This window comes from Mesorhizobium newzealandense (genome assembly GCF_042682145.1).
Lineage (GTDB): Bacteria > Pseudomonadota > Alphaproteobacteria > Rhizobiales > Rhizobiaceae > Mesorhizobium > Mesorhizobium newzealandense.
Genome location: NZ_JBHUGZ010000012.1, coordinates 221,299 through 247,195, shown reverse-complemented (window position 1 = coordinate 247,195; position 25,897 = coordinate 221,299). Strand labels below are relative to the sequence as shown.

Below are 25,897 nucleotides of genomic sequence, written 5' to 3'. Positions count from 1 at the left end.
CTAGCCTCCCTGCATCGGCGAGAGGATTTCGATCCAGTCGCCGTCGCTCAACTGGAACTCCGCCCGATGGGCTTTGTGCACGAGGTCGCTGTTGACGGCCGTCGCCAGCCAATCGCCCTCATAGTCGAGCGCTGCAAGCAGCTCTGCCAGCGTGGTGGCGGCAACCTCATGCGCTTCGCCGTTTACGGTCAATTTCATCAGGCAAGCTCCATGGGTTCGTCAGCGAAGACGAGTTCGGCCGCCTGCCGCGCCATGGCTGGCGCGAGAAGAAAGCCATGGCGATAAAGCCCGTTGATGGCGACGGTGTTTCCACGCGCTTCGACACGCGGCAGATTGTCGGAGAAGGCCGGGCGAACACCGACGCCGGTCTCGACGATACCGGCCTCGCCGAAGGCTGGATGGAGCGCGCAGGCCGTGCCCAGAAGCTCCATCATAGAGCGGACCGTGACCGGTCCAGCGCCGTCGCTCTCGATCATCGTCGCGCCGATCATGAAACGATGGTTGGCGCGCGGTACCGTGTATAGCGGAAAGCGCGGATGAAGCAGCCGCACGGGGCGCGATAGCGCGATATCAGGCGTGTGCAGGATCATCATCTCGCCGCGCACGCCGCGCAGCCTTCCGTCGTCCGCCGCCATTCCCGTGCAGTCGATCTCGTGCTCGAACCCGGGAAGCTGCCGCGCGTCCGTGGCGAAGCTGATGTCGACACCCATCGCGACAAGCTTGTCGTGAAGCGCCGCCATCGCCCGGCGCGGGTCGAGATGCGCCTCGCCGGGGAAGAACAGCCCACGCCGGAAACGCTCGGCGAGATCGGGCTCCAGCCGCGCGATTTCCGCTTCATCGAGCCAGCGATGGCCCGAGGTGCGGCCGGCGAAGCGGTCCAGCTCGCCGCTGTCACGCGGCGGTGCCACAACCAGTGTTCCGGCCTGCGTCACCTGACCAGGCAGCACCGCCTCCCACCAGTCGGCGGCGCCGCGTCCGAGATCCAGCACCGGCTGCTCGGCGCTTTCGCGCTCGCACCACGGCGCCAGCATGCCGCCGGCGAACCACGATGCATTGCCTCCACGGCCGTGCCGGACGTCGGCGACGGTGACCGCCGCGCCGCGTCTGGCCAATTCGAAGGCCGCCGTGAGGCCGGCGACGCCGGCCCCTTTGACCAGCACCCTCATGACGGCTCTGGTCCTTTGGGCACGCTGTCGCTCACCGGCATGTAGAGATTGCCGCCATCGCGATATTTTTCCGCCATCGCCGCCATTCCTTCCTTCTGCGCTTCGGCACGAATGTCGTGGGAGATGCGCATGGAGCAGAATTTCGGCCCGCACATGGAGCAGAAATGCGCCAGCTTGTGGGCCTGCTTCGGCAAGGTCTCGTCGTGGAACGAGCGCGCCGTTTCTGGGTCGAGTGACAGGTTGAACTGGTCTTCCCAGCGGAACTCGAACCGCGCCCGCGACAGCGCGTCGTCGCGGATCTTTGCCGCGGGATGGCCCTTGGCAAGATCCGCTGCATGCGCGGCTATCTTGTAGGTGATCACGCCGGTCTTGACGTCATCGCGGTCGGGCAGGCCTAGGTGCTCTTTCGGCGTCACATAGCAGAGCATGGCGGTGCCGAACCAGCCGATCATGGCGGCGCCGATGCCCGACGTGATGTGGTCATAGCCCGGGGCGATGTCCGTCGTCAGCGGCCCGAGCGTATAGAACGGCGCCTCGCCGCAGATCGCGAGTTGCTTGTCCATGTTCTGCTTGATCTTGTGCATGGGGACATGGCCCGGACCCTCGATCATCACCTGGCAGTCCTTGGCCCAGGCGATCTTCGTCAGTTCGCCAAGCGTTTCCAGTTCGGCGAATTGCGCGGCGTCGTTGGCGTCAGCGATCGAGCCGGGGCGAAGGCCATCGCCGAGCGAGAAGGAGACGTCATAGGCGCGACAGATGTCGCAGATCTCCGCGAAATGCTCGTAGAGGAAGCTTTCCCGGTGATGGTGCAGGCACCATTTGGCCATGATCGAACCGCCGCGAGAGACGATACCCGTGACCCTGTCAACGGTCAGCGGGATGTAATGCAGCCTCACGCCAGCATGGATGGTGAAATAGTCGACGCCTTGCTCGGCCTGCTCGATCAGGGTGTCGCGATAGACTTCCCAAGTCAGGTCCTCGGCGATGCCGCCGACCTTTTCGAGTGCCTGATAGAGCGGCACGGTGCCGATCGGCACCGGCGAATTGCGCACGATCCATTCGCGGATGTTGTGGATGTTGCGGCCGGTCGACAGATCCATCACCGTGTCGGCGCCCCAGCGGATCGCCCAGACCATCTTTTCGACTTCCTCGGCCATCGAGGAGGTGACGGCGGAATTGCCGATATTGGCATTGATCTTCACCAGGAAATTGCGGCCGATGATCATCGGCTCGCTCTCGGGATGGTTGATGTTGGCGGGGATGATCGCGCGCCCGCGCGCCACCTCGTCGCGCACGAATTCCGGCGTGACGAAATCGGGAAGCTTCGCGCCGAAGGCTTCGCCGTCGCGTTGCAGCTTGCCGTGCAGGATCTCGCGGCCAAGGTTCTCGCGGATGGCGACGAACTCCATTTCGGGCGTGATGATGCCGGCGCGGGCATAGGCAAGCTGGGTCACCGCCTTGCCGGCCTTGCCCTTGAACGGGCGGTTGCGAACGAGGAATTCCGGCGTCAGACGCTCGCCCACGGCGAAGCCGTTGTCTTCCGGCCTGACATGGCGGCCGTCATAAGCTTCGACATCGCCTCGCGCTGCGATCCATTCGTGCCGAAGCCGCGCCAGGCCTTTCTCGATGCTCGTCTCGACCGTCACATCGGTATATGGGCCAGATGGATCGTAGACCGTCACGGGCGGTTCACCCGCCGTCGGATGGACTGAGATTTCGCGCATCGGCACCCTGATCTGTGGATGGAGGACGCCGGATTTGTGGATTTTTCGTGAGGCAGGCAGCGGTCCCGTGGAAACCGCTGGGGTCAAGGCATTCATTTGAGGCTCCTTTGCTCATTGCATTGGAGACCCAGTTCTGTGCCGGAAGGATGAAAAGACGCTTTGGCCGACCTGCTCGAGACAGGTCTTCGGGCATAAACTCCCGCAAAGCGCTTGCACCGTCCCTACGCCAGTATGAACTGGATCAGGTTCAACGGGTCACTGCGCTGCGAAAGCCAGCAGTATCTCAGCCCCTTGTCGGGACCCCCCTGGTGAATGTCTGGAGTTGAACGGGACGGCGCCGCTTTGTCAAGCGCCTGTCGACCGGCCATCCATCTCACTCGGACAGTTTTGGCCCGTGGGCGGCCACCGCTCGGCTATATTCCAACGACGACAGCGCCGCCGCTCAAGCCCGCTCCCGCCGCCGCCAGAAGAACTTTTTCGCCAGGCCGAAATGGCTTCGTCTGGTGGCCAGTGACAGCGTCAGCGGGATCGTCGCGGCGGAAGAATTGCCGTATTCGGCGATCGTCTTGACGACAGCACGATCGGCAAGGCCAAGGTTTTTCCCTACGGCATCAAAAATGCGGGCATTGGCCTGGTGCGGCACGAAGCGGTCGATGTCCTGCGGCTTGTGCGTGAGGCGGCTTCTTCTTCGACAACTCCAGAGGCCCTCATGCAGGTCATCGACGGCGAGCCCGTCGTCGTGGAGATCCGCAGGGGGGGGCAGCGCCGACGGCGTGCCGGAGAAGCAATGCGGCCCTTCTGGCGGCGACGACAGGGTTGCGTTCCACCAACCGGAAAGACCTCCGCCGCAAACCTGAGCTTGGCGGATGATCCAACGAATCAATCTTGCGCGACGAGCGCAGCACTCGATACGCAGCTATGTATCGCGGCTACAAGAGTAAGCGTTCGTTCGATCTATTTGTCTGCGTTACTGCTCTTGCGGGGGGGGTTGAAGTAATTGAGGCTATTATAATCTTGTAACTCAATCACTGCGCAGAATTTTCGCTTCTAACGCCGCCACAACGAAAGCCCGTCTGGCAACCAGCGGGTGGGCTTCGCCACGCAGAACCTGAAGGCATGCATCCATAGCCAGTTTCCGCTTCTTCGTCTGATCATGGAAGCTCCGGAGCAGAATCGTGGCCGCGTCGTTCACATCGAAAATGACGCGCTCACGGTCATGTCGTCCAACTTGCACTACCACCGGTCGGACGAACCTGCTCGACATCCAATTACACCCTCAATACCGAGCTTGGTGCGGTCTGCGCCTGCCATGACGTCGGCTCGTTTCATACATGTATTGCCGAGGGCCGAATAGGGCCAGCAGACCTTGCCGGCCTTCACACTTCGTGCGCCAGCCACCTAGAGCGGTTTTCCCTTAATCGGAGTCGTTTGTTTGCAGTGAACGGCTTGTTCTGATTCCCTGATCGAAGTGATTTGCGGAAGGAGCAGCGGCATGGCACGAGCTTACAGCCTGGATTTGCGGACGCGTGTTATCGAGGCGATAGAGGCAGGCCTGTCGACCCGAGAAGCGGCACGGCGGTTTGCCATCGGGATATCGACGTCTGGTGCATGGTATCGGGCCTGGCGTTCGAGCGGCAATCTGGAACCTGGGCGGCAGGGCAAGCCGAAGGTATCGAAGCTGGACGCGCACGAGACTTTCATTCTCGCCTTGGTCGAGACCGATGAGCGGGACATCACGCTTGCCGAGATCGTCGATCGCCTTGCGGCAGAGCGCGGGGTCAAAGCCAGCCTGACGACGGTCCATGCGTTCTTCGCAAAGCGTGGCATCACGTACAAAAAAAGACAGCGCACGCGGCCGAACAGCAGCGACCGGATGTTTTGGCAGCGCGGGAAGAGTGGTTCGAAGGCCAACTCGATCTCGATCCGAGCCGCCTGATCTTCATCGACGAAAGTGGCCTCAATACCAAGATGGCCCGGCTACGAGGCCGCTCTGCGCGTGGACAGCGTTGCCGGGCGGCTGTTCCTCATGGGCACTGGAAATCCACGACCTTCACGGCCGGCCTGCGCCTCGACGGGATCGTCGCGCCCTGGCTCCTGGACGGCGCCATGGATGGCGAAGCATTCCTGGTCTACTTGCGCCGCGTCCTCGTGCCGACGCTTCAACCCGACGATGTCGTCGTGATGGACAACCTGCCTGCTCATAAAGTGGTCGGTGTCCGCGAAATCATCGAGGCTGCGGGGGCTTCCCTTCGCTATCTTCCGCCCTACTCCCCGGACTTTAACCCCATTGAGATGGCCTTCGCCAAGCTGAAGGCTTTACTGCGAAAGGCAGCAGCCCGGTCCATCCCGGAATTATGGGACGCCGTGGCCGTCGCCATCGATCGTTTCCACCCCAAAGAATGCGAAAACCTGTTCGCCCACGCCGGCTACGATGCCTAACCGTGATTATCCAGAAACTGCTCTAGCGCAAACTCTGCCGCAATGCCGGCGCTTCTGGCGGCGGGCGGGGATGCCGGCAGAGGTAGAGGGCGGGCGGGCCTGCAGCGGCGGGTGAAGGTCCGGGAGAGAGGCTCCCGGCGTCCGCCGCGGAGCAGCAACCATGACACAGATGGAATTTCACACGCCCGTCCGTAACGCGCGTGCCGGTTACAAGGTCGACGTCAGCCGCGGCCAGCGTGTCGGTCGCGTGTCGTCGGAGTGGTTCAATCGGCCGGCCGACGAGCGCTACCTTTCTCTCACCGATCTCCATAATTCGGTGAAATGGCGAACCGAACGCATCAAGACCCGCCTCGTCGAAAGCGAACTGATCCGCGTCGACGCCAGCCGCGACGATCGGGAGCGCCTGTGGCTAATGCTGCCCGATGCGCATGCCCCTGTTGCACCCACGCATTGGAGTTTTGGCCAACTCGCCAGCCTGGTCGGCGCGCCGGCCACCTATCTGCGCCAGCTTCCAGCGCCGCTGGCTGCCATCAATCTGCAGCACGGCCTGCTGTCCCATCGCGAGCTTGTGAAAACCTTGGAGGCAAAAGACGGGCGCAGCGAGCTTCGCGCCGTCACCGGCCCGGATTATAACTGACTGGGGAGAGCGCATCTTCATTCCGTTGCCGGGTGTGGACGGTGGAGTGCCGGTCGAAGACCCGATCGAAGACGTCGAGATTGATGTGCCGGTGAAGCGCAAGGCGGCATAATGTTTAATAGATCGCGGCTTACCGTGGCTCGTAAGCGGGCCGGCCTGACGATGAAAGAACTCGCTGCAAAGACTGGTATCGAACCACGTACGGTCACGGGCTATGAAGCGGGGGAGTATCTTCCGAGCGAGGATGTTGCCAAGAAGCTTGCTCGCACTTTGGGATTTCCCCTTTCCTTTTTTCTGTCGGATGATCTGGACATTCCGCGCGAAGAGGGGGTCAGCTTCCGATCGATGAGCAAAATGACGGCCCGCCAGCGAGACGGGGCGATTGCCGCAGGGGCAATTGCGTTCTTGATGTCTGACTGGTTGGATACAGAGTTTGATCTGCCCGTCTCTGCTGTGCCCGATATGCGAGAAGACACACCTCAAAGTGCTGCAGCCGGCCTCCGTGATTTTTGGGGCCTTGGCAACCGGTCCATCAAGAACATGGTGCACCTTCTGGAGTTGAGGGGGGGGCGCGTCTTTTCCCTAGGCGAGGATGGAAAGGAGGTTGATGCCTTTTCAGTCTGGCGTGGGGAAAAACCTTACGTATTTCTCATTTCCCAAAAGTCTGCCGAGCGAAGCCGTTTCGACGCTGCCCATGAGTTAGGGCATCTTGTCTTGCACAAGCACGCGGCGCCAAATGGTCTTGAGGCCGAAAAACAAGCGAACGAATTCGCTGCGGCTTTCCTTATGCCAGAAGGTCCTCTACGGGCGGAAGGTCGCATCGCGGGGCTGCCAAAAGTTGTCGAACTTAAGCGAGCGTGGTCGGTTTCAGTGGCCGCAATGACGTATCGGCTTCATGAACTCGGTTTGGTATCGAAGTGGACCTATCAGCAGTTGTTTATGGAGATTTCTCGGCGGGGTTGGCGAACGGATGAACCAATGCAGATGTGCCGTGAGCAGCCGCAGGTGTGGAAGAAGGTCCTTGATAATCTCCGTCAGGATGGGGCCGGTGTGGATCGACTTTCGAGCAACCTGTCCGTTCCTGAATCAGAGGTTGTCAAACTTCTTTTTGGCCTTGTGACTATGGGCGTGCCATCCACGCCAAATGCTTTGACAACCCCCAGAAGGGGAAATTTGCGGCTTGTGAAGTGAGGCAGATCGCTCCCTGTAAGGGCAACCGTCCTCGTGACAGCTGTTCGGCGATCCGGCAAGGTCGCTGCCTGCTCTATCCTGTCATAATCCGCAGTGTTTAACCAAGCTTGACTAGTCATGCACCGCGATCGGACAAGCGGTCAGATTTCATTCGCCACGGCTCCATGCAAATGGCGCTGTGACAACCGGCGTTCAACGTCCAGTGCCCGCTGGTGGCTGAAACAGCAAAGCAACACGCAACCGCGAAGTGCGGGCCTTGCTGATTGAAAACTTTCTTGGCGCGACTTTCCAATACCCGATAAGTAAGCAGGAGAGGGGCATCAACTAGGCTGCGGTCGTATCACCTGCTTTGGCGACGGCTGTGCGGCTGGACGAATCTATCAATATAAGTCTGGGCTCCCAGTCACAATGCTAGCCGCGCTCTCGTGCGGCTGATGGAAGTAAATATTAATGGAAACCATAGTGATGGATCACGTCGACCTGATTAACGCTTCCCAGACGCCGTCTGCAAAGGCAGTCTATTTCGTTGGTCCCTTCCACCCTCGCATCACTTTCTATTCGCAACAGGTTCGCGCCCTGCGGCTCGCCCAAGCGATGCACGGGCTAGATCTTGTCAAAGCTAGTCATCAGATCGCGGTCGTAGGCGCTGGCGCTGCTGGTTCGACCCTTGCGTGTGCACTTGCCCTGCTCGACAAGCAGGTGACGCTATACGATCCTGCGTCGCAGATTTTGCAATTACAGAGTGCGTCGTCGCGCCTTCTTCATCCGCACATATATGAATGGCCCACTCGAGGGTCGCTCGACGATCGAGCTGGCCTGCCGGTAATGGATTGGTCGGCAGGGACGGGCGGTATCGTGTGTAACGCACTGCGCGGCGAGTTCTCGAAGATTGACGTGTCGCTGCCCAACCTGACGTTTCGGCCAAGCCACAAGCTGGTCGAAATTGCGCCATCAGGTGCGGCCTGGCAGCTTACTTTTGGAGCTCCCGACGGCCTTCAAAACCGCATCTTTCAGCACGTCGTCCTCGCCATGGGATTCGGAGATGAGCGGTCGTCTGGCGACGTGGTACCCGAAGACTATTGGCGGCCGGGTTCGGTCGGCACGTCGGCAACTGAACCAGTCTCAGGCGCCAGCTATATCGTCAGCGGCAATGGCGACGGCGCGCTGACGGAGACACTGGGACTCCTAGTCGATGGGTTCGAGCATGTCAGCTTTACGCGCTGCTTCCTTGGGCTCTTTCCAGGCGACGAACTTCGCATCGCGGCGGACATCATCTTCACCGGGGCGGCGTTCGAACAAGATATCGAGGTGAGCCTGCGCACTAATCTTCTACCAATCTTGGAGATGCATAGCGTGCTGGATCGGCTGCGCCCCATGCTCCGCAAAGACCGGGTCGTCACAATCAACTCGAGTGGCCCCCTGTTTGCTGCCGGCCGGGCGTCGCAGCTTAACCACTGCATGGTGTTCGCGCTGCTCGAAGCAGCTCGGGGTGAAGGCGTCACAGTCCAACGTACGAGGGGGTCTGTTAAAGATACGAAGAAAACAACGGCTGGTACCGCGCTGGTGGGCATCAGCCTCGGCACCACTCCGTATGTCGGCTCATTCAAGCACGTCGTACTGCGTCATGGGCCTGACATAGAGAACAGGTACGCCCCCGCCGCTACGCTTCTGGCTGACTATAAGGCGCACCTGACTCCACTGCTTGCCGCTACACCTGGTCTGGCGGCCCCCCCAGTACTGGACGAAGCAACCTTCGAACTGTTCGAAGAACTGCGAATTCAGAAAATCGCGGATTACGCATCCAAGCAGCAGCAGCTTGTTCAGGCCGATGAAGCAAAGCGAATTGTAGAAATCCTGGTTGACCCCGCTGCGCATGTTCTGATCGAGCGCGGCAGCCAGAAATTGGCCGAAGTAGCGCTCGCTTGCGAGCAGCTCCCTAAGCGCGTCACGATTGATATTCACGTGCTGCCAAACCAGCTGCCGGAGGCGATAGATCTCGTCCGGCTAACCAGAGGTAGTGCCGGCAAGATTGATCTCCGGGCGTACCCGGCCGTTTCAACCGAGTGGACAAAGCTATTACCCGGGATCGGCACAGCACCCGCTCCTACATCCGTGCGAGCGGCCCAGGACTATGACGGCGCCCAAATAATGCCCAGTGTCGATGCGTGCCTTATGCGGGCGCTGGACGGACGTGTTCAACAGGCCATTGCGCAGGGGCAAACCCCTCCATTGGGGAAATTGTCGGCTCCACTACTTGCTGAAGTCGGCAAGGCCTGGAACTCGTGGCAGCAAATATTGGATGCGAACCACACGCTACGCTTTGATTTTCTTCGCTGGCTCGCTCAAGTCGATCAGCAGGCAATCAGCCCATGGGACGGTGACTATGGTAGTATTCAGCGCATGGCGAACGCGCTCATCATGATCATGGCAGCGCACTGTCAGCAGCCGTTTGCACCTATATCGGTCGAGCGCGGCAATCTTAGCTTTGCAACCGATGCCGTTGCACTGGGCACGGGATGCGAAGTGATCGGTTCTGATCCAATCTCAATCCGGACGGAACCTGACGACTGGGGTGTCGACGCGCTGATTCTTTCGGCCAGCGGCGAGGTTGACGTCCGAAACCCCGCGGGCCGTGTTCTCGACGGGGGCACCATTGGAACAACTATGAGGGCCGCGCGACGTGTTAGCCCGGCAATTATTCAAAATACCGGTTACTGGCGAACGCGTTTGGCTGGTGACCTCGCCCAGTGGAAAGAGGCTGTGGCTGAAGAGTTCGCCGCACTGCGCCAGCGTCAGGACGACCAGCTAAACGGTGTGTCGAAATGACGGCGGAAGAGCTCAATTACCGGCTGATTGAATCCGCCAAGGTTTTAGATTGGACGACGGCGATCGTGCCCGAATTCACGCTTGCTAAGTTCCGTGGCCGGTCGGACGAGACCACGGTTCCGCTTCCCGCTGGGACCTATGGTCTACGACTTGGCGACTATCCGACAATCGTTGCGCCGGTGGTGCTTGGCAGCGTGGAGGAGATGCAAGCGTCGCTCCGCAGGCTGCATAGCCAGATGGTCATTGCGCGGTCATACATGCGCGCCGAGGAAGTCATCAACGCCCACTTGATGCTTTGCGCGACCAATCCTTCGCCTGACGCGGATTGGCGCAGCGTTGTAGATCTTGCGGAGCGGGACGAGACGGTCTGTCGCAAGATCATATGGATTCCGGACACGGTGGCGATGGAAGCCTCGTACAAGGATTTCCTCACCAGGACATTTCTTGCGGCACCGTGGCGCGAGGCCGACGAGAGCCTTAACGCGCCACTGGACAACAACCAAGGATTGGCTCAGCGGACCCTGGTCGCCCGCGGGCTAACAAACGAAGTCGCCCAGCAATGGGTCAGCGCTGTGAGGCGAGTGAAGGATGATCCCGACGCTCTGGTTGTAGAGTTGGTCTCGGCAAGAGAGGCAGCACAATGAGCCAAGTCTATCTCACCGGTATCGAGCTTGTGCAGTTCCGCAGCTTCGCAAGTCTCAAGGTAGAACTGGCGGCACGGCCGAGCGTGCTAATCGTCCACGGAAGCAATGGACTGGGCAAGTCGTCGCTTTTTGATGCACTGGAGTGGACGCTCACCGACAATATCGACCACTTCCGTCCAGCCAATGGGTACGACAAGGTGGGCAAGTACCTCTGCCGCTGGCGTGATGAACCCGGCTCGACATCGGTCGCGATGAGTTTTTCGGACGGCAAGGTGATTGAACGTCAGCTTGCCTCGCCCCAAGCGGTCATCTCCACGCTGGCCGGGGTGGATGACGTCTCGCAGTATCTCAGGACCGATGCGTGGAAACCACAGATTAGCGCTCTCAATCGCTATCTACTCCTTACTCACTTCCTCGGGCAGTCGACGCTTTCTCGGCTGACGCATCGATCGTCTGATGAGCGCTTCGAGATCCTGAAGGAGGCGGCGCAAAGTGCCGAACTTGAAGCAATCGGCATCGCAATGCATGGGAAAGGCAGCAATGCCGCCGCACGCGCATTCACGAAGCGGATCGGTGATCTCGAGCGAGACATCAATGACCTGAGAAACCTCCTCTCCCAAGAGACCGAGCTCTGGAAGGGTGCTCACGCTTCGGGAGCAATCGACGATGGCGCCGCGCGCGACCTTGTTCAACAGATCGCTAGTGCCCTGAGTCGCGTGTCGCCGGTGATTGGAAGCAACGTGCCGGGGTCCATAAGCATTGACCGCTTTAGCGACGATGCATTGCAGACATCAATAGCTACCTCAGCTGGAGCGGTCAGAAACCGTCGTCTAGCGATCGCGCAATCGCGGCTTGTGCTGGAAGAGAAGGGCCGGAACTCGCTCGAAGTAGTGCAGAAGAGAGCGGCGTCGTTGGAGGCGGAGCGCGAACTTGCGACGGCAGCCGCGGCGGCCACGCAAGCCACTACCGATGCTGCTGCCAAGCGCAGGGAGGCCGCGACGAAACTGCAAGCTCTTGCGACCACGCGAAACGCGCATATGCAGCTCGTCCAGCTACGCGAGGCTACAGCGCGCCTTGCGCAGCTGCGCGATGAGCATCGGCGATTTGCAATTTCGCTGACGGACGCGGAGCGGTCGCTCAAAGGCACAGAAAACGAGGTCGAACGAGTTGAGCGCAGGCGCCAGATCATTGCGCGCCTCGAGAGCGAAATCAGTTCAACCGACAACCAAATCGCCTCATTGCGAGAAGAGGTCGACCGGTGTGCCCAATGGATCGCACGATCAAGCAGCTTAGACGTTCAGCGGCGGACGCTGGCGTCGATGGAGCTGAGGAACCCGTCCATCGATCAGGCAGTCGACGCTGCCGCGGACGCTTTAGAAGAAGCACACCGGGTAGCAGATGTACAGGGATCGCTGCTTTCGGAAATGCAGAAGTCAGTTAGTGCGCTGACCGCAGCCGTTTCCACGATTGCCACCCACCTGCCGGTTGATGCTTGTGACTGTCCGGTTTGCGCTACCCGCTTTGACAATGCGGACCTGCTGCACGAACGCGTCGCGCTTGCGGCCGCGCGCCTGGCACCGCTGCTCGTCGAGCAAGAAGAAGCATCACGCCGCGCACAGACCGAACTGAACGCTGCCACGGATCGGCTCAGAACATCGCGAGAACTTCAATCGGAAATCCGGCTGACTCGCCAGCGACTCACTTCCGAACAGTCTCACAATGACCAGTTGCTCGAAAGGATCGCCTGGGTAGGTCCCGCAGACTTGAGTAGCCTTGAGGGCTATCGTCTCGAGCTCGTATCGAAAATCCAGGCGCTCCAGGCAAGACGCGACCGTCGCGGGCGTTGGATCTCTAGCTTGGCACCAGACGATATTTCCTCCTTGCTGGGTGATGCCATCAGAAGGCGCGACGACGCGTTACGCCAGCGGGAAACGCTGGCTCGTCGTCTGTCCGATCTCGCTGCAGCCGAACAAGCCTCTGCTACGGAAGTTTTAACTCGTACGACAGTGATCTTTCCGAGCGAGCCAACACAGCTCCGGGCGGACTGGCTAGAATCCGCTATCGATACTGTCGCCCACGAGCTACAGCGGGCTCAGGAAGCTTCCGACGCGGCTCGTGATGTCTCCACCGAGTTCGATGCGCGTGCAGCGTCGTCACAGCAGGCGGTCGCGAGCGCAGCAGCGCGGGTCGAGGAGCTAGAAAAGCAGCTTGCGCAAGCCGTTTCCGAGGCGCAGCGCATTCAATCGCAATGGCATCAGCTCGGATGGTTGGAGAACGGTCCGACGGTGTTGGATCTAGAAGGTGTCGATCAAGATTTGGCCGCTTCCGAGAGTGCCGTCGAGGAAGCGACGCTGATCCATCGCCGACTTCGTGAAGGTCGTGAGGCATGGGCACGTCAACAGGCCCATCGAGGAACCTTCGAACGCCTGCGCCTGGCGGTCGACTTGGCGCCCAACAGCGAGCGCGATCAGATACGCGACGTGGGTGAAAAGAATTTGGCCGAGAAGCAGCGGCAGTTAGAGGCGACGAAGCAAGCCAAGGAAATCGCCAGTCTCGCAAGCACCGACATTGCACGCGAGGTCGAAGAGTTCAACGCTGAATACATTCAGCCTCTCGACGCGCTGATGAAACAGATCAACAGGGCAATCCTGTGTGACCCTCGCGTTGGCATCGACCTTCATGTCAGGCGTAAGAAAATTGAGCAGAGCGCATCGAGCAATGGAGAGGTGCCGGCCGCCATTGGCCAGATTGACCCGCTGCTCGTGCACAGCGAAGGGCAGATGGCGGCTTTGGCGGTAAGTATGCTATGTGCTGCAAGTCTCACCTACCCATGGGCACGCTGGCGCGCATTGATCCTCGACGATCCGCTTCAGCACAATGACGCCATCCACGCGGCCGCGTTCGCCGACTTCATTGCAAACTTAGTGCAGCAGAAGGACTATCAGGTCCTGCTTTCAACTCACGACTTGGGTCAGGCAGAATTTCTGCAGCGCAAGTTTGATGCGCGTCGTATTCCGTGTGCCACCTTGAGCTTGCTGGGGCGGGGCAAGGAAGGCGTCGAGTGGGTGTTCAAGCATTCGCGGCTGGGACATGGCGTGCTCGCCTCTGCTCCACCTCCGGCCGCCAATGCATGAATCGCTGCCGTGCCGGCCGGGGAGGTGGCCGGCATGGATCCGCAGCGTGCCGGTCCATGCCCTGCGCGGCACGATCCGGGCCTTCTGCGGCCAGCGCTGAGCCTTTCTGGCCTTCAACTCGTGATGGCAGGCACGCGCCACCAGGCGCCGGAGAGTCCGGACAAGGTGTCCAGACCCGATAGGGTTAGAAGTCTTCCGTGTGCTGGCAGTTATGCGGATAACCCGAACAGCCCCAAAATTTTACGTGCGTCGCGTGATTCTCGCGTATCTTCATCGATCGCCCGCAGGCGGAACAGGTCTTGCGCGCGAAGACGCGCTGATCCTTGGCGATCGCCATCACCCGGACCTCGCCGGCCCCGTTGGCGTTAAGAATGCGCACACACTCTCTCGTCGTCTCTCCGGTCGTGTAGACATCGTCGAGCAGCAGAATCTTGGCGCCACCCCAAGTGTAATCCGTGTCAAAGGCACCCTTTATGGCCTCCGCACGCTCCAGCGCGTTCATCTGCTTATAGCCTTCGACCTCCTTGACGGTTTTCAGGCCATTGAGTTCGACCTCAATATCCTCGTCGAAATGGTCGGCAGCGCTTTCGAGCAGTTCCTTGAAGCGGTTGCGCTCCTGCGACGGCTTCATGGGTACGGGGATGATGCAGTCGGGTTTCCAGTCGAAAAGGTCGACGGCGCGGCCAACGCATTCGCCGAGGACTTGCGCCTGGCTGTCATTATTTTTCAAAGACAACACGGCCGCGCTCAAGGCACTCGTCGCATGCCGCGGATCGGAAGCCGTGAAATAGCGGCCGAGTGCATAAACGACGGGCTCGTCGTCGCAATGGAGAATAGAGCCCCAATGGCTGTGGAAGGGCCAATTGCTGGTCAGCGCTTCGCCGATGTAGCCGCGCCCACCGATGCGGTCTCGGCGTAGCAGCGTCGAGGCCTTCGACACGAAAATGTCGGGCGCACTGGACGAAAGCTCGAAGATCGACGTGGGCCCCCAGCGGACTGCTACAGAGGCCAATCCGGCGTGGTAGGCGGCCTCTACGTCTCCGACATCATCGCCGATGTAGAGCGAGTCCCGACTTGCGGCGATGCCAAGGCGCCGGAGTGCTTCCTGGATCGGCGCAGGATCGGGCTTGTGATTCTCGGTGTCGCCGTAGCTGATCAGCACGTCATAAGGGATACGGAACTGTTGAAGAACAGCGGTCGCGTACCATTCAGGCGACGACGTAACGATGCCAACTGCTTGTCCGTCGGCCCGCAGCAGGGCAGGAAGTTCATGCGGCGCGACCCGGCCTTGCGCCGGAAAAGGTCGGATCAGATTCATATTCTGACGAACGGCATCCCACATTTGCGAGCGTCGCAGATGCGCAAGCGCCGAGCTGTCGACGAGCGTCATATCGAGGTCGAAGAGGAAGACGTTCGGCATGGTCAGAGCATCGACATCTGCGCGGGCGACGATGGCCGAACCGGCGCGTCCTGAGCTGCATCACCAGCCACTCGATTTTCCAGCAGCTCTAGCATAGAGGTGTAATCCTCCTTGCTGGCGAGCGGCACAGCCACGGGGTCGTTGCGATATCGTTCAACTAGGATGCGCCGATAGTCGCCTCCGGCGCGCGCGGCGTCAGCGAAGCGGGTCGCCGAAAACTGCGTCATCGCGAGAATGCCCTGGCTCTTGGGTTCTGCGGCATGGCGGCCCTGCGGTACTGGCGCGAACAGCAAGCGGTTCTGCTGGATCGTGAAGCGGACGGTGTGCATCGACCCGCCCTTGATGTCGGTTTGCATGACGAAGGTCGCGATCGAAAGCCCGCTCTGCAGGCGATCGCGCTGAACGAGATTACGCGGCGAAGGCGGCACGCCGAAAGGCTGCTCACTGACCAGTGCGCCGTTCCTCTCCAGGATCTCGTCGGCAAGCTTGGTGTTTTGTTTTGGGTAGATTCCGTCAAGACCGCCTGCCAATACGGCAATGGTCTGCCCGCCATGGCGCAGCGCCGCTTGGTGGCTCAGTGTGTCGACGCCGGTCGCCAGACCGCTAACGATCGCCCAATTCGCAGCAACTAGTGTTTCCACGATCCTGTCGCTGACGATTTCGCCGAACTCGGAGGGCTCGCGAGTACCGATGCAGGCGACGCTCCGACGGGGCGGCAAAGTGCCCTTGACGAAGAGGATGGGCGGACGATCGGAGAGCGAGCGAAGGGCGTCCGGATAGTCGACGTCGAAGATGGAAAGCACACGCACGTCACGACGGTGAGCCTCGTCGAGCACCCGCTGCGCCTTCTCGCCGGCGTTGACGATGGCAGTCGGCTCGTGAAGACTTTCGGCGACGGCAGCCGAGACGACGGATCGAAGCTTCGCAGGCTCGGCGCCGATGATTGCGTCAAGTAGCAAAAATCGCTCCGCAAGGCGTTCAGCCGTGGCGGGCCCGATGCCGCGCAACGCTGTGAGCGTGAGAATGCCTGCTGCGGTTCGTGTTTCGATGCCAATCATGGAATTCAACGCCTTTCAAAATTGCGGCCGGCCTTCAGCGTTCTGTAGCGATAGCTTCGCGGAAGGTTGCGGATTGGTTGGGTCATCCGCGGTGTCCGGCCTTGGCGAGAGAAGTTTTGGGAGGGGCGAGATTTTCGGAGATCGTGGCAGCGATCTCTCCGAGAGCATGGATACGCACGGTCGGCTGCTTCGGCAGCCTGACCGTCAACTCAAGCTTTCCGCCGACGGCTTCGACATAGCTGCGAAGCGTCGAAACGTACATATCAACTTGGTTTTCGATCTTCGAAACAGACGGTTGTTTGATCTTCAGAGCGGCCGCAACATCTGCTTGGGCCTTGCCTGCGATCCGGCGCAGTGCCCGAAGACCTTCTACCTCCTGGATCTCCTCCGTATACCGCGCATCGATGCGATCCCGCGGTCTTTGCGGAAAGGATGCGATGACGCTATCGAGACCGCGTCCCATGAAATTGACTCCGTAATGTTGGCGCCCGCACTTCCGTCTATACGGAAACGTTAGATTTGCGAGAGGGGTCGCGCGATGGCTACGAGGTAAGTCAACAACTCGATTGTGCTATCCCGAACGCTCTATCGAACTATCGGAATGCCGACTCTCTTACCGAATATAGCTCTCAGGCTATGTTGGGTCAACGATAGGTAGCATGGGGATGGATGCAGGACCATGTATCTGAGGCGATTTTTCGGTCGTGCCCCGCTGAGTGGCCCTGTTGAGCGAGCGGCGGCGTGTGAATAATCGGACCGCGAGCCGGGGTCCCGCCACAACGGCGATCTTCGGATCTACCCCTCGCATGTGGGCGCGACACTAGAGCCGCTTCGGCATCCACGCTATGCATTGTTCGAGGCGTGCCAGTCGAACCTTCTGCGAACGAAGCTCGTGACCAACGTTTTGCAACTTGGATTTGCCTTTGGACGCGGCCGCAGAAATCAGTTCGCATTCAAGCCAAGCTATTCGATCTCGCAGGTGCTGAGCCTCAGCCTGCCGTATATCTCTAATCCAACCTGGACCACGCATATTCCACGCTCACCATCTGTGAAGGCTGGGTAGCATCCGAAAACTAACGCCGGCAGATTCGAAAAACTCGAATTTTAACCGTTGCTAAAATTCGCCGCTCTGTCAGCTACCGGCTCGCTGTCGCGACCTTGAACGGCGACAGTTGCGCTTCCTTGCCTTTCGCGTCCGAAATAATCTTAATGGACTTCGTAAGAGCTTGTTCAGCGCCAGTATCTAAAGGAACCGCATGACACCGCGTCGCAGGCGTATTCTGGGCAAATCAATAGTCGTGACGATAATTGCAGTCGTCGCAACCTTCGGTTTGTCTTTTACGGCTCGGCTTGCGCTGCAGATGCCGATCGACTGGCTGAGCTGGGTGGAATGCACCTTCATTCCCATCCTCATCGGGATGCCGGTCAGTGCCTACATTTTCACCCAGGCGGAAACGATCCAGGAAACATGCGACAAGTTGGAGAAGTCTCATGCAGCCCTGAAAGAGACGCATAGCAGGCTCACCTTCGTCACCAGTCATGACCCGATGACAGGACTTCTTAGTCGCGGTGAATTCATCGCAAGGATGGATAGAAGCCGCGATGAAGGGGAATGCGACACCCTTCTCCTCATCGATCCCGATCACTTCTCGTCAATCAACGACAAGCACGGCCATGCCAAGGGTGACGAAGCTCTGGTTCGGATTGCGAAGGCGCTCATCTATACAACGCGCCCAGGAGACGGGATCGGTCGCCTTGGCGGGGAAGAGTTTGGGGTGTTGCTACGCCACATCCGCAAAGAGCAGGCAAAGACCATTGCGGAGAAGATCCGTCGTCATATCGAGCGGGTTCCTGGCGTGAAAGGGCAACAAGACGGCGTGAAGGTGACCGTCAGCATCGGTGGTGCGGAAATCCCTCATGGTGCAGATACTCAGGATGTCCTCCGCACTGCCGCACGATGCCTTTTTGAAGCGAAACAACGTGGGCGGAACCGCGTTTCGTTCGATTATGAAGCAGCCAAGTTGCGAGTCGTGACACCGTAACCAACCCCGTCTGGGAGAGAGGCCGATGGAAAAACACGCCGCGGCCTGGTGGTGCTGATGGATTTTTTTGGTGGACCGGTGGCCGTCGGTGCCACATTCGCTACGTCGGCCCGGCAGCGCTAGGCCTGGATTTGCAATTCCTCGGAGCGATGAGACCGCCCGGGCTTCAGATCGCGGGTCGTTCTGGGCCATGCGCGAGAGCGAGAGCGCAGGACGTGCTTGCTGACAATAGGGTCATTGCAGTGAGCGAGCTGCCGGCCGCCGATCTACCGGGCCTTGCAATTTTTCGTTTTTTGCTGCGCCCAACTCCAAAGTTCGGTTATGAATCGGGACTGGCCGGACGGCCTGCCCACGTTGCAATTGTTACAAAGGAACACGCATATGGCGACTGGAACCGTGAAGTGGTTCAACAGCAGTAAGGGATTTGGATTTATCCAGCCTGACAATGGCGGTCAGGATGTTTTCGTTCACATTTCCGCCGTTGAGCGAGCGGGGCTCTCGACCCTCGCCGATGGCCAGAAGATCAACTATGAAATCGAACAGGACCGCCGCACTGGCAAGTCCTCTGCTGGCAGCCTCAGCAAAGCTGGCTGAATCTTCTCCAGCGTCCTGGCAACAGCCGATGGACAAGGTGCATCCAGGCTGGGAAGCCAAAGCTGTTTGAAAGGGAAGGCGGGGCTGGACCCCGCCTTTTCACATTCCGGGCAGATGCAGATGGTGCCGATGGCAGCTTGCGCGCTCCAGAAAAACCTCGATTTCTGAAATCAAGCTGCGACCTTCTTGCGGGTCCGCTTCGTTGGCGCCGGCGTTTCCGGCTCTTTCGGTTTGCGGCCGAGCCCCATCGTCTTGGCCAACGCCGAACGCGTTGCGGCGTAATTCGGCGCGACCATGGGATAATCCGCCGACAGACCCCATTTGGCGCGATAGTCGTCCGGCGTCAGCCCATAATGCGTCGACAGATGGCGCTTCAGCGATTTGAATTTCTTGCCGTCCTCAAGGCAGATGATGTAGTCCGGTGTCACCGACTTCCTGATCGATACCGCAGGCTTGAGAGCCTCCGCTTCTTCTGCGGAAACGCTGGCGCCGGCAGTGCCTTTGAGTGCCGCGTAGACCTGGCTGATCAGGGCAGGGAGATCAGCTACCGGGACCGGATTGTTGGACACATACGCTGAGACGACATCGGCGGTGAGCTCGATGAGAGTGTCGATGTTGTTTTTGGCTTCTTCCGTCATGAAACTCTCCAGATGGCTTGAAAGACAGTCGGGGAAGCGTCGCTACATAGTGGCGGTTGCCGCGGAAAGCAATAAAGCCCAGGCAAGACTATTGCGATGCTCGTCCTGCACCGCGGTTGGTAGCAACGCTTCCCGCCCATATCACGTTGATGGCGAAGCTGATCGGCACTGCGGCACTGCGGTTGTCGGCGAAAGTACCGCCATAGTGCGGGATCGCCTATCATCCAACTTGATCGTTGCGCTGGAGCTGAATGAATGCGCCTGGCAAGGGTGCAGTCGGGGCTGGGACTGCACCGATGGTCCGTGGGCATGCCTTTCGGCGCCAATCCCGAGAGGTAGCCGTTTTGCTCTTCGCAGTTGCACAAAAATATGCCAAAGGCGACACCCGCGATGGATAACGCTAGGGAAGGAGGCTTCGCTTGAGCATATCTGCTGAGACCAAGGCGATCACGCCGCCGGACATTCGCTTGCTGTAAAGGCCAGGCTCCGCTCGTCTGCCTGACAGCTGACCCCGGTCGCCCGGTTCATCGATCCGCACTGCGATGTTGTGCTGGTGGGCGACAGCGTCGGCATGGTGCTCCACGGCCTGCCTTCGACTCTCGGCGTGACGCTCGACATGATGATCCTGCACGGCAAGGCGGTGCGGCGTGGCCTCAAGCGTGCGCTCATGGTCGTCGACATGCCGTTCGGCTCGTATGAGGAAGGTCCCGGGCAGGCTTTCCGAAACGCAGCCCGGGTGATGGCCGAGACCGGTTGTGCGGCCATCAAGATCGAGGGTGGCGAGGCAATGGCGCAGACGATCCATTTTCTCGCCGCGCGTGGCGTACCGGTCATGGCCCATGTCGGCCTGACCCCGCAGGCGGTCAATACTTTCGGCGGCTATCCTGTGCAGGGCTGGGGCGAGGACGGTGAGCGCATCCGGCGCGATGCCAAGGCAGTGGCGCAGGCCGGTGCTTTTTCGGTCGTTCTGGAAAAGGTGCCTGAGCCGCTCGCCCGGCGGATCACCGAAGAGGTGGCCGTCCCGACGATCGGAATCGGCGCCTCGCCGGCGTGCGACGGGCAGATCCTGGTGGTCGACGACATGCTTGGCCTGTTCGGCGACTTCCGCCCGAAATTCGTCAAGCGTTACGCAGAGCTCGGACAAATTGCCGAAGCGGCGATCGCGGCTTATGCGCAGGATATACGCGAGCGCCATTTTCCTGCGGCCGAGCATGTCTTCGGCGATGCGCCGAAGACCGTCAAAGGAGGAGAGGCAGCGTGAGCATACCGATCGTCCGGACCGTCGCGGAATTGCGCAGCATTGTTTCAGCCTGGCGTCGCGAAGGCCTCAAGGTTGCCGTCGTGCCGACGATGGGCGCGCTGGATGAAGGCCATCTCAGCCTGGTGCGGGCGGCGCTAGAGCGCGTGGATCGGGTGATCGTGACACTCTTCATCAACCCGAGACAGTTCAACAATGAGGCTGACCTTGCCGCCTATCCACGAACGGAGCACGAGGACGCTGCCAAGCTCGCGCCGCTGGGTGCCCATATGCTCTACGCACCCGATGCATCTGAAATGTATCCGGAAGGTTTCGCCACCGCGGTCTCGGTGAGCGGGGTGAGCGATGGGTGTGCGGTGCGTACCGTCCCGGCCATTTCGACGGCGTGGCAACTGTCGTAGCCAAGCTCTTTCTGCAGACGGGCGCCGATCTGGCCTTCTTCGGAGAGAAGGACTTCCAGCAGTTGCACGTCGTGCGCCGGCTGACGCGCGATCTCGATATTCCGATCGAGATCGTCGCTTGCCCGACGGTGCGCGAAGCCGACGGTCTGGCAATGTCGTCGCGCAACCTTCGCCTCTCGTCCGTACAGCGACAGGCGGCGCCGAGCCTCGCGGAAATCCTGTTCGCGTTGGCCGAGCGGCTGGCGACAGGGGCGACAGCCGACGACGTACTCATTGAGGCGCGGCAGGCAATCCTGGCGGCCGGCTACAAAGAAGTCGAGTATCTTGAACTGCGGGCCGACGATGACCTCGCGCCGCTCGACGCCGCGGACAGATCGACACGCATCCTCGTGGCCGCATGGCTGGGGGACATCCGGCTCGTTGACAATGTGTGCGTCCGGCCAAAGCAAAGCACTTCCAAAAGGTTTGCTTCACCTGCAGCCGCTTAAGTCTCTGACGCATCCAAGTCTGCCTCAAAACCCTCGACTCCCTGCGCGGGTGAGCTTGCCACCCCGATAGCACGGATGTTTCCGGCGGTGGCGTACGCAGTTTCCGGCCCCATTCGAAGCGCCTCGCTGGTCCATGTTCCCATCACGGGCTATTTCACCGAGTTCACCGGCTACGTCACCAACAATGCCGGATCATTCCGAATTGGTCGAGCGACCTCGCTATTGCGAAACTATTGCGAAGCGGTTTGGGCCATTCCACGGTTACCCGGATCATCGCCAAGCGTTTCGCCAAAAATGAACGGCGCTTAGCCAACGGCCGAGAAGCTAAAGGAAATTATCGGCGGGAAGGTTCGCAAGCGCGCCTCCACAAGAGCCCAGAGACGTAAGAGCTATCTTGAGATTTTCGAGGCGGCGGTTCCCGACCCGGCGGATATTGGCTTGGCAGGTGAGTGAGGCCCGAACCGTCACTGCAGTCGGGTTTCCTAGGATAGACAAGGTCACGGTTGCCCATGTTCCAACCAGTTTTCGAGTGCCAGTCCAGGCACGAGGGAAAACTCGCGCTCATTGTCTGCGACCGGCGTGGCGTCGATCGCCAACGCTTGCGCGGCAATCCATGTATCGTTGGCCCCAATTGGCGTTCCTTGAAGCTCCAGAAATGCTCGAACCTTCGCATAATGTCGCGTTGTGTCGTAGTCGACTCCGACAAACGGGAGCCGTTGAGCCAGCGCGGCCAAGCGAGCGCGGTTGCGGTCGCCATAAGCGCTGTTCTCGGCGCCGAATTCTAGTTCGCCCAGCACACAATGGCAGAGAGCCGCATGGCGCTCAGTTGCTCGGACTCCAATCGTCCACGCACCTCGATTCGACCTTTCATAGCCGCTATCAGGATATTCGTGTCGAGGAGGTAGAGTGACGTCACAATCTAACCGTCCAACGAAGTCTCATGTTCAGCCTGCTTGTCGTCAGGCGCGACCAGATCGATTTCATCGGCGTCTGCCCAAAAATCACGAAAGGCGTCGGCCGCCACGCGGGGATGGTCGGGAACAAGGCGCGCGATCACCTTGCCGTGCCTGGTGACGGCGATTTCTTCGCCAGCTTCGACTTCCGCCAGCAAAGCTGAGAAGCGGGATTTCGCCTCCACTACGGTGATGCTTTTCATCGGCGTCTCCATAAAATGACCACGTGGCCAGAATATATGTGCAAGAGCACGTCGTCAAACGAACCCTGCACCGTCGGGTCACAGACGTGATTCCGCAGCCTCATGTAAGATTCGTCGAATTGCACCTGCGGACTTCTCGATCACAACTCCGCAAGCCGCCGCTTTCGTGTTGAACCGTCATCGCCTTGACAACACATTCAGCTATCGTGAGCGGGTTCCGGTGATGCATCTGTTCGCACAAATTAGCTGTTCAGCAGATCGGGAGGAAAGAATGAACGCTGAGGCTTTCGGCACCCCGCTGTTCGTGAAACGTGACACATACATCGTACAAGAGATTGCGGACCTCGCGGACGCCATCGATTTCCTCACTGAATGGCCAGACGATCGCAGGGACGGAGTCCACGAGATCGCCCTTAGGACGTGCTATGATGCCTATGATGGGCGAAAGCCTGTGAGTGCTGCCCGCAACGCCTTTTTTGGCTTTGCGAAACGGGTCGCCATATTGGAGGATGAAACTTCCGCGATGCAGTGGCTCGCCGCCTGCAAGTCGGGCACCGGAAAGGTGCAAGCATAGGTTTTGGCCACTTCTGCTGCTGGGACTTCGTGGATGGCTAGAGGCGCGTTGAGGGAGGTTCGCCATGCCGCATAACAGTTTTGCTCGTCCAGAGCAATTGGCAATGCTCAGCAAGGCCCTCGCGGAGCTAGGCGGCCATTTCCCGCCGGACAGCCCCGAACGCGAGGCCTTGGCCGCGAAGATCATGGCGCTGTTCGAAAGCGGGGCCGGCACGCTGAAAGAGATCAAGAAGGCGCTGAGCGACCGAGACGCTGCTCCTTGAACCTCACTGGCCTTGTCCGGTCCCAAGGGGTGAAAGCGGCTCGCCCGTAGCAGCAGGCGGTTTCCGTTCTTGCTGCGGATCCAGCCGATGGGCGCTGCCAGCCTGCGGCCGTTTGACAAGCCGGCCATCGGGGCGCTAGCACCATCCAAAGCTGAGAGTCGCAGGGCAGAACTGACCGCATCCATCGGGCTGCGCGACCTCGACCGGCTTACACCCAACTGGACTTATCGCGCATCAGCATGGTGATGCGACATCTCCTGTGTTGAGAGCGCGATGACGGAGCTTGGTTGTGACGCAGCTGTGCGCGAAGCGCCCAGCTGTCGGCAGGTGAGCGAAGAACGACTTGGTGGAGGTGAGATAGTCATGCGGCGTGAAGATTCCCCGCCCTTTGCGGCAACCACACTGATGCCTCTTCAGAACCCGGTCTTTCGCTCGATCTGGACAGCCACGCAGATTTCCAGCCTCGGCTGGCTCGTCCAGAGCGTGGCTATCGGCTGGCTCATGGCGACGATTTCAGCCTCCGACCTGATGGTGGCACTCGTTCAGGCTGCATCTACACTGCCCGCCTTCTTCTTGTCGATCCTTGCTGGAGCCATTGCAGACAGTTTTAGCCGCCGCGGGGTGATGCTTGCCGGACATTGCCTGATCGCACTGGCGTCCACGACGCTGGCTCTCGCTGTCGGTCTGGGCTTTGTCAGTCCGTGGTTGATCCTCGGATTGGGTTTTCTGGCCGGATGCGGCTTTGCCTTGAATGATCCAGCCTGGCACGCCTCCGTCGGTGATATCCTGGAAAAGCGCGAGATACCCGCTGCGGTGACACTGATGTCGGTGGGATATAATATTGTCCGAAGCGTAGGTCCCGCACTGGGCGGTGTTATTTTGGCCTTCCTTGGCCCGCTGGCAGCATTTGCATTGGCGGCGCTGAGCGACCTGGTCCCGTTGAGCGCTGTCCTGCGCACCAAGTGGCAGGTTCGCTCTTCGCCTCTTCCGCGCGAGCGCATGGCGACCGCCATTCATGATGGCATGCGCTTCACCGCGATCTCCTCGGAGATCAGAGTGGCGATTGTGCGTGCAACCCTGTTCGGGCTGTCGAGCATCTCGATCCTTGCTCTCCTTCCCCTCCTCGTCCGCGATCAGCTGGCGGGTGGGCCACTTGTTTACGGCGTCCTGTTGGCCGGCTTCGGCACAGGTGCCTTTGTCGCAGGCATTAGCAATGGTTACTTGAGACGCATTGCGACCCAAGAGCGATTGGTCACGCTGGCGTCCGTTGCCTGCGCAACGTGTTGCCTTTTGCTGGCCGTCACATCATCCGTGACGGTGGCGGCGATCGCGCTTGCAATCGGTGGCGCAGGCTGGGTCGTCACCTGGACCGGAACCGACGTGTGTGTGCAGTTGGCAAGCCCAAGGTGGGTCGTTGGTCGCACTCTGTCGATCTATTACGCTTTGACCTACGGCGGTATGGCAGCCGGCAGCTGGATCTGGGGAGCTGTCGCGCAGAACTATTCCCTGACGTGGGCTTTGGAAGGTGCTGCAGTGGCACTGTTGCTGGTTGCAGCAGCGGGAAAGGTATTGCCGATACGACTATGGGAAGAATCGGATCAAGGGGCTGCCGACTTCATCCCACCAGAACTGGCCCTTACTCTCCGGCCGAGGAGCGGTCCAATCGTGGTCAAGGTGGAGTACTCGATCCCCGAACCTAATATCGAGGCGTTTCTGCGCTGCATGCGCGAAAGGCGGCGCGTTCAGACCCGTGCCGGTGCGCGCAATTGGACGCTGCAGCGAAATCTTCAGAATCCGACTCTTTGGACTGAGACATTCCGCACTCCGACATGGACGGATTACCTTCGTCTAAATCATCGCCTGACTTTGGCTGACAGGGAGGTAGCCGAGCGCCTAGCCGCTCTGCAGGCTGATGGGTCTTCTCCTCATCTCGCACTTTCGATCGAACGGTCGACAAGCCCTGCCTCTGGCAGCGAAGTTCAGCCTGTGCCCTTTGTATCGCGCCCGTAGCTGACGTTTGAAACGGCGCTCGGCGGGCACTCTCGCAGTTTTTGGGAAACCTGATTCGCAATTGACGCGAGCAGTTGTTGATCTACGTCACGATCTAGCTATTGCCTTGGCAGGCTGTGCAGCCTGCCGCTCGCTCCTCCTGGAATGGTGAATGCACAATCCTTACGGTTTGACCCTCGTGGGTGGCCGTCAGCAACGCGAGCACTGACACTGACTACAGAAGGGATGAACCATG

The 25,897-nt window shown here is 59.9% G+C and carries 20 protein-coding genes, 4 pseudogenes and 1 riboswitch; of the genes and pseudogenes, 13 read left to right on the top strand and 11 right to left on the bottom strand.

The genetic code is table 11. From position 1 onward, the window contains the following. The 5 genes and pseudogenes from thiS to ACFSOZ_RS17630 all read right to left on the bottom strand — a co-directional run bounded on the left by thiS (nt 1) and on the right by ACFSOZ_RS17630 (nt 4,154). Nucleotides 1-198: a sulfur carrier protein ThiS gene (gene thiS / locus ACFSOZ_RS17650; protein ID WP_095090305.1), complete on the bottom strand. Its 198-nt coding sequence runs from the start codon at nt 196-198 to the stop codon at nt 1-3. Continuing rightward, complete coding sequence (thiO, locus tag ACFSOZ_RS17645) at nt 198-1,166, bottom strand: glycine oxidase ThiO (protein ID WP_379100216.1); 969 nt, start codon at nt 1,164-1,166, stop codon at nt 198-200. Before thiO ends, thiS begins: the two co-directional genes overlap by 1 nt. Beyond that, complete coding sequence (thiC, locus tag ACFSOZ_RS17640; protein ID WP_379100214.1) at nt 1,163-2,986, bottom strand: phosphomethylpyrimidine synthase ThiC; 1,824 nt, start codon at nt 2,984-2,986, stop codon at nt 1,163-1,165. Before thiC ends, thiO begins: the two co-directional genes overlap by 4 nt. A gap of 104 nt (nt 2,987-3,090) precedes the next feature. After that, nucleotides 3,091-3,207, bottom strand: a riboswitch (TPP riboswitch). 96 nt (nt 3,208-3,303) lie between these two features. Continuing rightward, nucleotides 3,304-3,557, bottom strand: a pseudogene (locus ACFSOZ_RS17635) (3-oxoacyl-[acyl-carrier-protein] synthase III C-terminal domain-containing protein); the annotation flags it as partial. A gap of 354 nt (nt 3,558-3,911) precedes the next feature. Next, on the bottom strand, nt 3,912-4,154 hold the full coding sequence (locus ACFSOZ_RS17630) for a DUF982 domain-containing protein (protein ID WP_378924779.1): 243 nt from the start codon (nt 4,152-4,154) through the stop codon (nt 3,912-3,914). 228 nt (nt 4,155-4,382) lie between these two features. Between ACFSOZ_RS17630 and ACFSOZ_RS17625 the strand changes: the two genes are divergently transcribed. The 6 genes and pseudogenes from ACFSOZ_RS17625 (at nt 4,383) to ACFSOZ_RS17600 (ending at nt 13,761) form a co-directional block, all read left to right on the top strand. Further along, nucleotides 4,383-5,329 (top strand): IS630 family transposase gene (locus ACFSOZ_RS17625; RefSeq protein ID WP_417568608.1). Its coding sequence is split into 2 segments (ribosomal slippage): nt 4,383-4,724 and nt 4,727-5,329, totalling 945 coding nucleotides; the frame shifts between segments, so codons are not numbered across the junction. A 160-nt stretch (nt 5,330-5,489) separates the two neighbouring features. Then, nucleotides 5,490-5,960: pseudogene (locus tag ACFSOZ_RS17620) on the top strand (hypothetical protein); the annotation flags it as partial. A 117-nt stretch (nt 5,961-6,077) separates the two neighbouring features. Continuing rightward, nucleotides 6,078-7,157: an ImmA/IrrE family metallo-endopeptidase gene (locus ACFSOZ_RS17615; protein WP_379100212.1), complete on the top strand. Its 1,080-nt coding sequence runs from the start codon at nt 6,078-6,080 to the stop codon at nt 7,155-7,157. A 465-nt stretch (nt 7,158-7,622) separates the two neighbouring features. Further along, nucleotides 7,623-9,983 (top strand): ABC-three component system protein, encoded by a 2,361-nt coding sequence (locus tag ACFSOZ_RS17610; RefSeq protein WP_379100210.1) that lies wholly within the window; start codon nt 7,623-7,625, stop codon nt 9,981-9,983. Then, entirely contained in the window at nt 9,980-10,627 is a 648-nt protein-coding gene (locus tag ACFSOZ_RS17605; protein WP_379100208.1) for an ABC-three component system middle component 1, read from the top strand. The genes ACFSOZ_RS17610 and ACFSOZ_RS17605 overlap by 4 nt, the downstream gene beginning before the upstream one ends. Further along, a complete protein-coding gene (locus tag ACFSOZ_RS17600) occupies nt 10,624-13,761 on the top strand; it encodes an AAA family ATPase (RefSeq protein ID WP_379078718.1) in 3,138 nt (1,045 codons plus the stop codon). The genes ACFSOZ_RS17605 and ACFSOZ_RS17600 overlap by 4 nt, the downstream gene beginning before the upstream one ends. Before the next feature lie 184 nt (nt 13,762-13,945). On the opposite strand, the gene ACFSOZ_RS17595 is transcribed toward ACFSOZ_RS17600, so the two are convergent. The 3 genes from ACFSOZ_RS17595 to ACFSOZ_RS17585 all read right to left on the bottom strand — a co-directional run bounded on the left by ACFSOZ_RS17595 (nt 13,946) and on the right by ACFSOZ_RS17585 (nt 16,702). Then, nucleotides 13,946-15,181 carry an HAD-IA family hydrolase gene (locus ACFSOZ_RS17595; RefSeq protein WP_379100206.1) on the bottom strand — a complete coding sequence of 412 codons (1,236 nt, stop codon included), beginning with the start codon at nt 15,179-15,181 and terminating at the stop codon, nt 13,946-13,948. Nucleotides 15,182-15,183: 2 nt separating this feature from the next. Then, complete coding sequence (locus ACFSOZ_RS17590; protein WP_378924767.1) at nt 15,184-16,239, bottom strand: DNA-processing protein DprA; 1,056 nt, start codon at nt 16,237-16,239, stop codon at nt 15,184-15,186. Between the two features lie 82 nt (nt 16,240-16,321). Continuing rightward, nucleotides 16,322-16,702 carry an XRE family transcriptional regulator gene (locus ACFSOZ_RS17585; RefSeq protein WP_095090296.1) on the bottom strand — a complete coding sequence of 127 codons (381 nt, stop codon included), beginning with the start codon at nt 16,700-16,702 and terminating at the stop codon, nt 16,322-16,324. A gap of 793 nt (nt 16,703-17,495) precedes the next feature. On the opposite strand from ACFSOZ_RS17585, the gene ACFSOZ_RS17580 reads away from it, so the two are divergent. Together ACFSOZ_RS17580 and ACFSOZ_RS17575 are read left to right on the top strand one after the other, a co-directional pair. Beyond that, nucleotides 17,496-18,281 (top strand): GGDEF domain-containing protein, encoded by a 786-nt coding sequence (locus ACFSOZ_RS17580; RefSeq protein ID WP_378924765.1) that lies wholly within the window; start codon nt 17,496-17,498, stop codon nt 18,279-18,281. A 381-nt stretch (nt 18,282-18,662) separates the two neighbouring features. Beyond that, on the top strand, nt 18,663-18,875 hold the full coding sequence (locus ACFSOZ_RS17575) for a cold-shock protein (protein ID WP_095081581.1): 213 nt from the start codon (nt 18,663-18,665) through the stop codon (nt 18,873-18,875). Between the two features lie 170 nt (nt 18,876-19,045). Here the strand turns inward: ACFSOZ_RS17575 and ACFSOZ_RS17570 are convergent, their stop codons facing one another. Next, nucleotides 19,046-19,513: a Ros/MucR family transcriptional regulator gene (locus ACFSOZ_RS17570; protein ID WP_095090294.1), complete on the bottom strand. Its 468-nt coding sequence runs from the start codon at nt 19,511-19,513 to the stop codon at nt 19,046-19,048. A 419-nt stretch (nt 19,514-19,932) separates the two neighbouring features. On the opposite strand from ACFSOZ_RS17570, the pseudogene panB reads away from it, so the two are divergent. Together panB and panC are read left to right on the top strand one after the other, a co-directional pair. Next, a pseudogene (gene panB / locus ACFSOZ_RS17565) lies at nt 19,933-20,774 on the top strand (3-methyl-2-oxobutanoate hydroxymethyltransferase). Next, nucleotides 20,771-21,660, top strand: a pseudogene (panC, locus tag ACFSOZ_RS17560) (pantoate--beta-alanine ligase). Before panB ends, panC begins: the two co-directional pseudogenes overlap by 4 nt. A 497-nt stretch (nt 21,661-22,157) precedes the next feature. Here the strand turns inward: panC and ACFSOZ_RS17555 are convergent. Together ACFSOZ_RS17555 and ACFSOZ_RS17550 are read right to left on the bottom strand one after the other, a co-directional pair. Continuing rightward, entirely contained in the window at nt 22,158-22,457 is a 300-nt protein-coding gene (locus tag ACFSOZ_RS17555; RefSeq protein WP_378976967.1) for a PIN domain-containing protein, read from the bottom strand. A gap of 122 nt (nt 22,458-22,579) precedes the next feature. Beyond that, nucleotides 22,580-22,816: a type II toxin-antitoxin system Phd/YefM family antitoxin gene (locus ACFSOZ_RS17550; RefSeq protein ID WP_095090524.1), complete on the bottom strand. Its 237-nt coding sequence runs from the start codon at nt 22,814-22,816 to the stop codon at nt 22,580-22,582. Between the two features lie 271 nt (nt 22,817-23,087). On the opposite strand from ACFSOZ_RS17550, the gene ACFSOZ_RS17545 reads away from it, so the two are divergent. The 3 genes from ACFSOZ_RS17545 (at nt 23,088) to ACFSOZ_RS17535 (ending at nt 25,662) form a co-directional block, all read left to right on the top strand. Further along, entirely contained in the window at nt 23,088-23,390 is a 303-nt protein-coding gene (locus ACFSOZ_RS17545; RefSeq protein ID WP_095090292.1) for a DUF982 domain-containing protein, read from the top strand. A gap of 64 nt (nt 23,391-23,454) precedes the next feature. Continuing rightward, nucleotides 23,455-23,652 (top strand): hypothetical protein, encoded by a 198-nt coding sequence (locus tag ACFSOZ_RS17540; RefSeq protein ID WP_143748889.1) that lies wholly within the window; start codon nt 23,455-23,457, stop codon nt 23,650-23,652. 363 nt (nt 23,653-24,015) lie between these two features. Further along, entirely contained in the window at nt 24,016-25,662 is a 1,647-nt protein-coding gene (locus ACFSOZ_RS17535) for an MFS transporter (RefSeq protein ID WP_095090523.1), read from the top strand. Nucleotides 25,663-25,897: the final 235 nt, after the last annotated feature.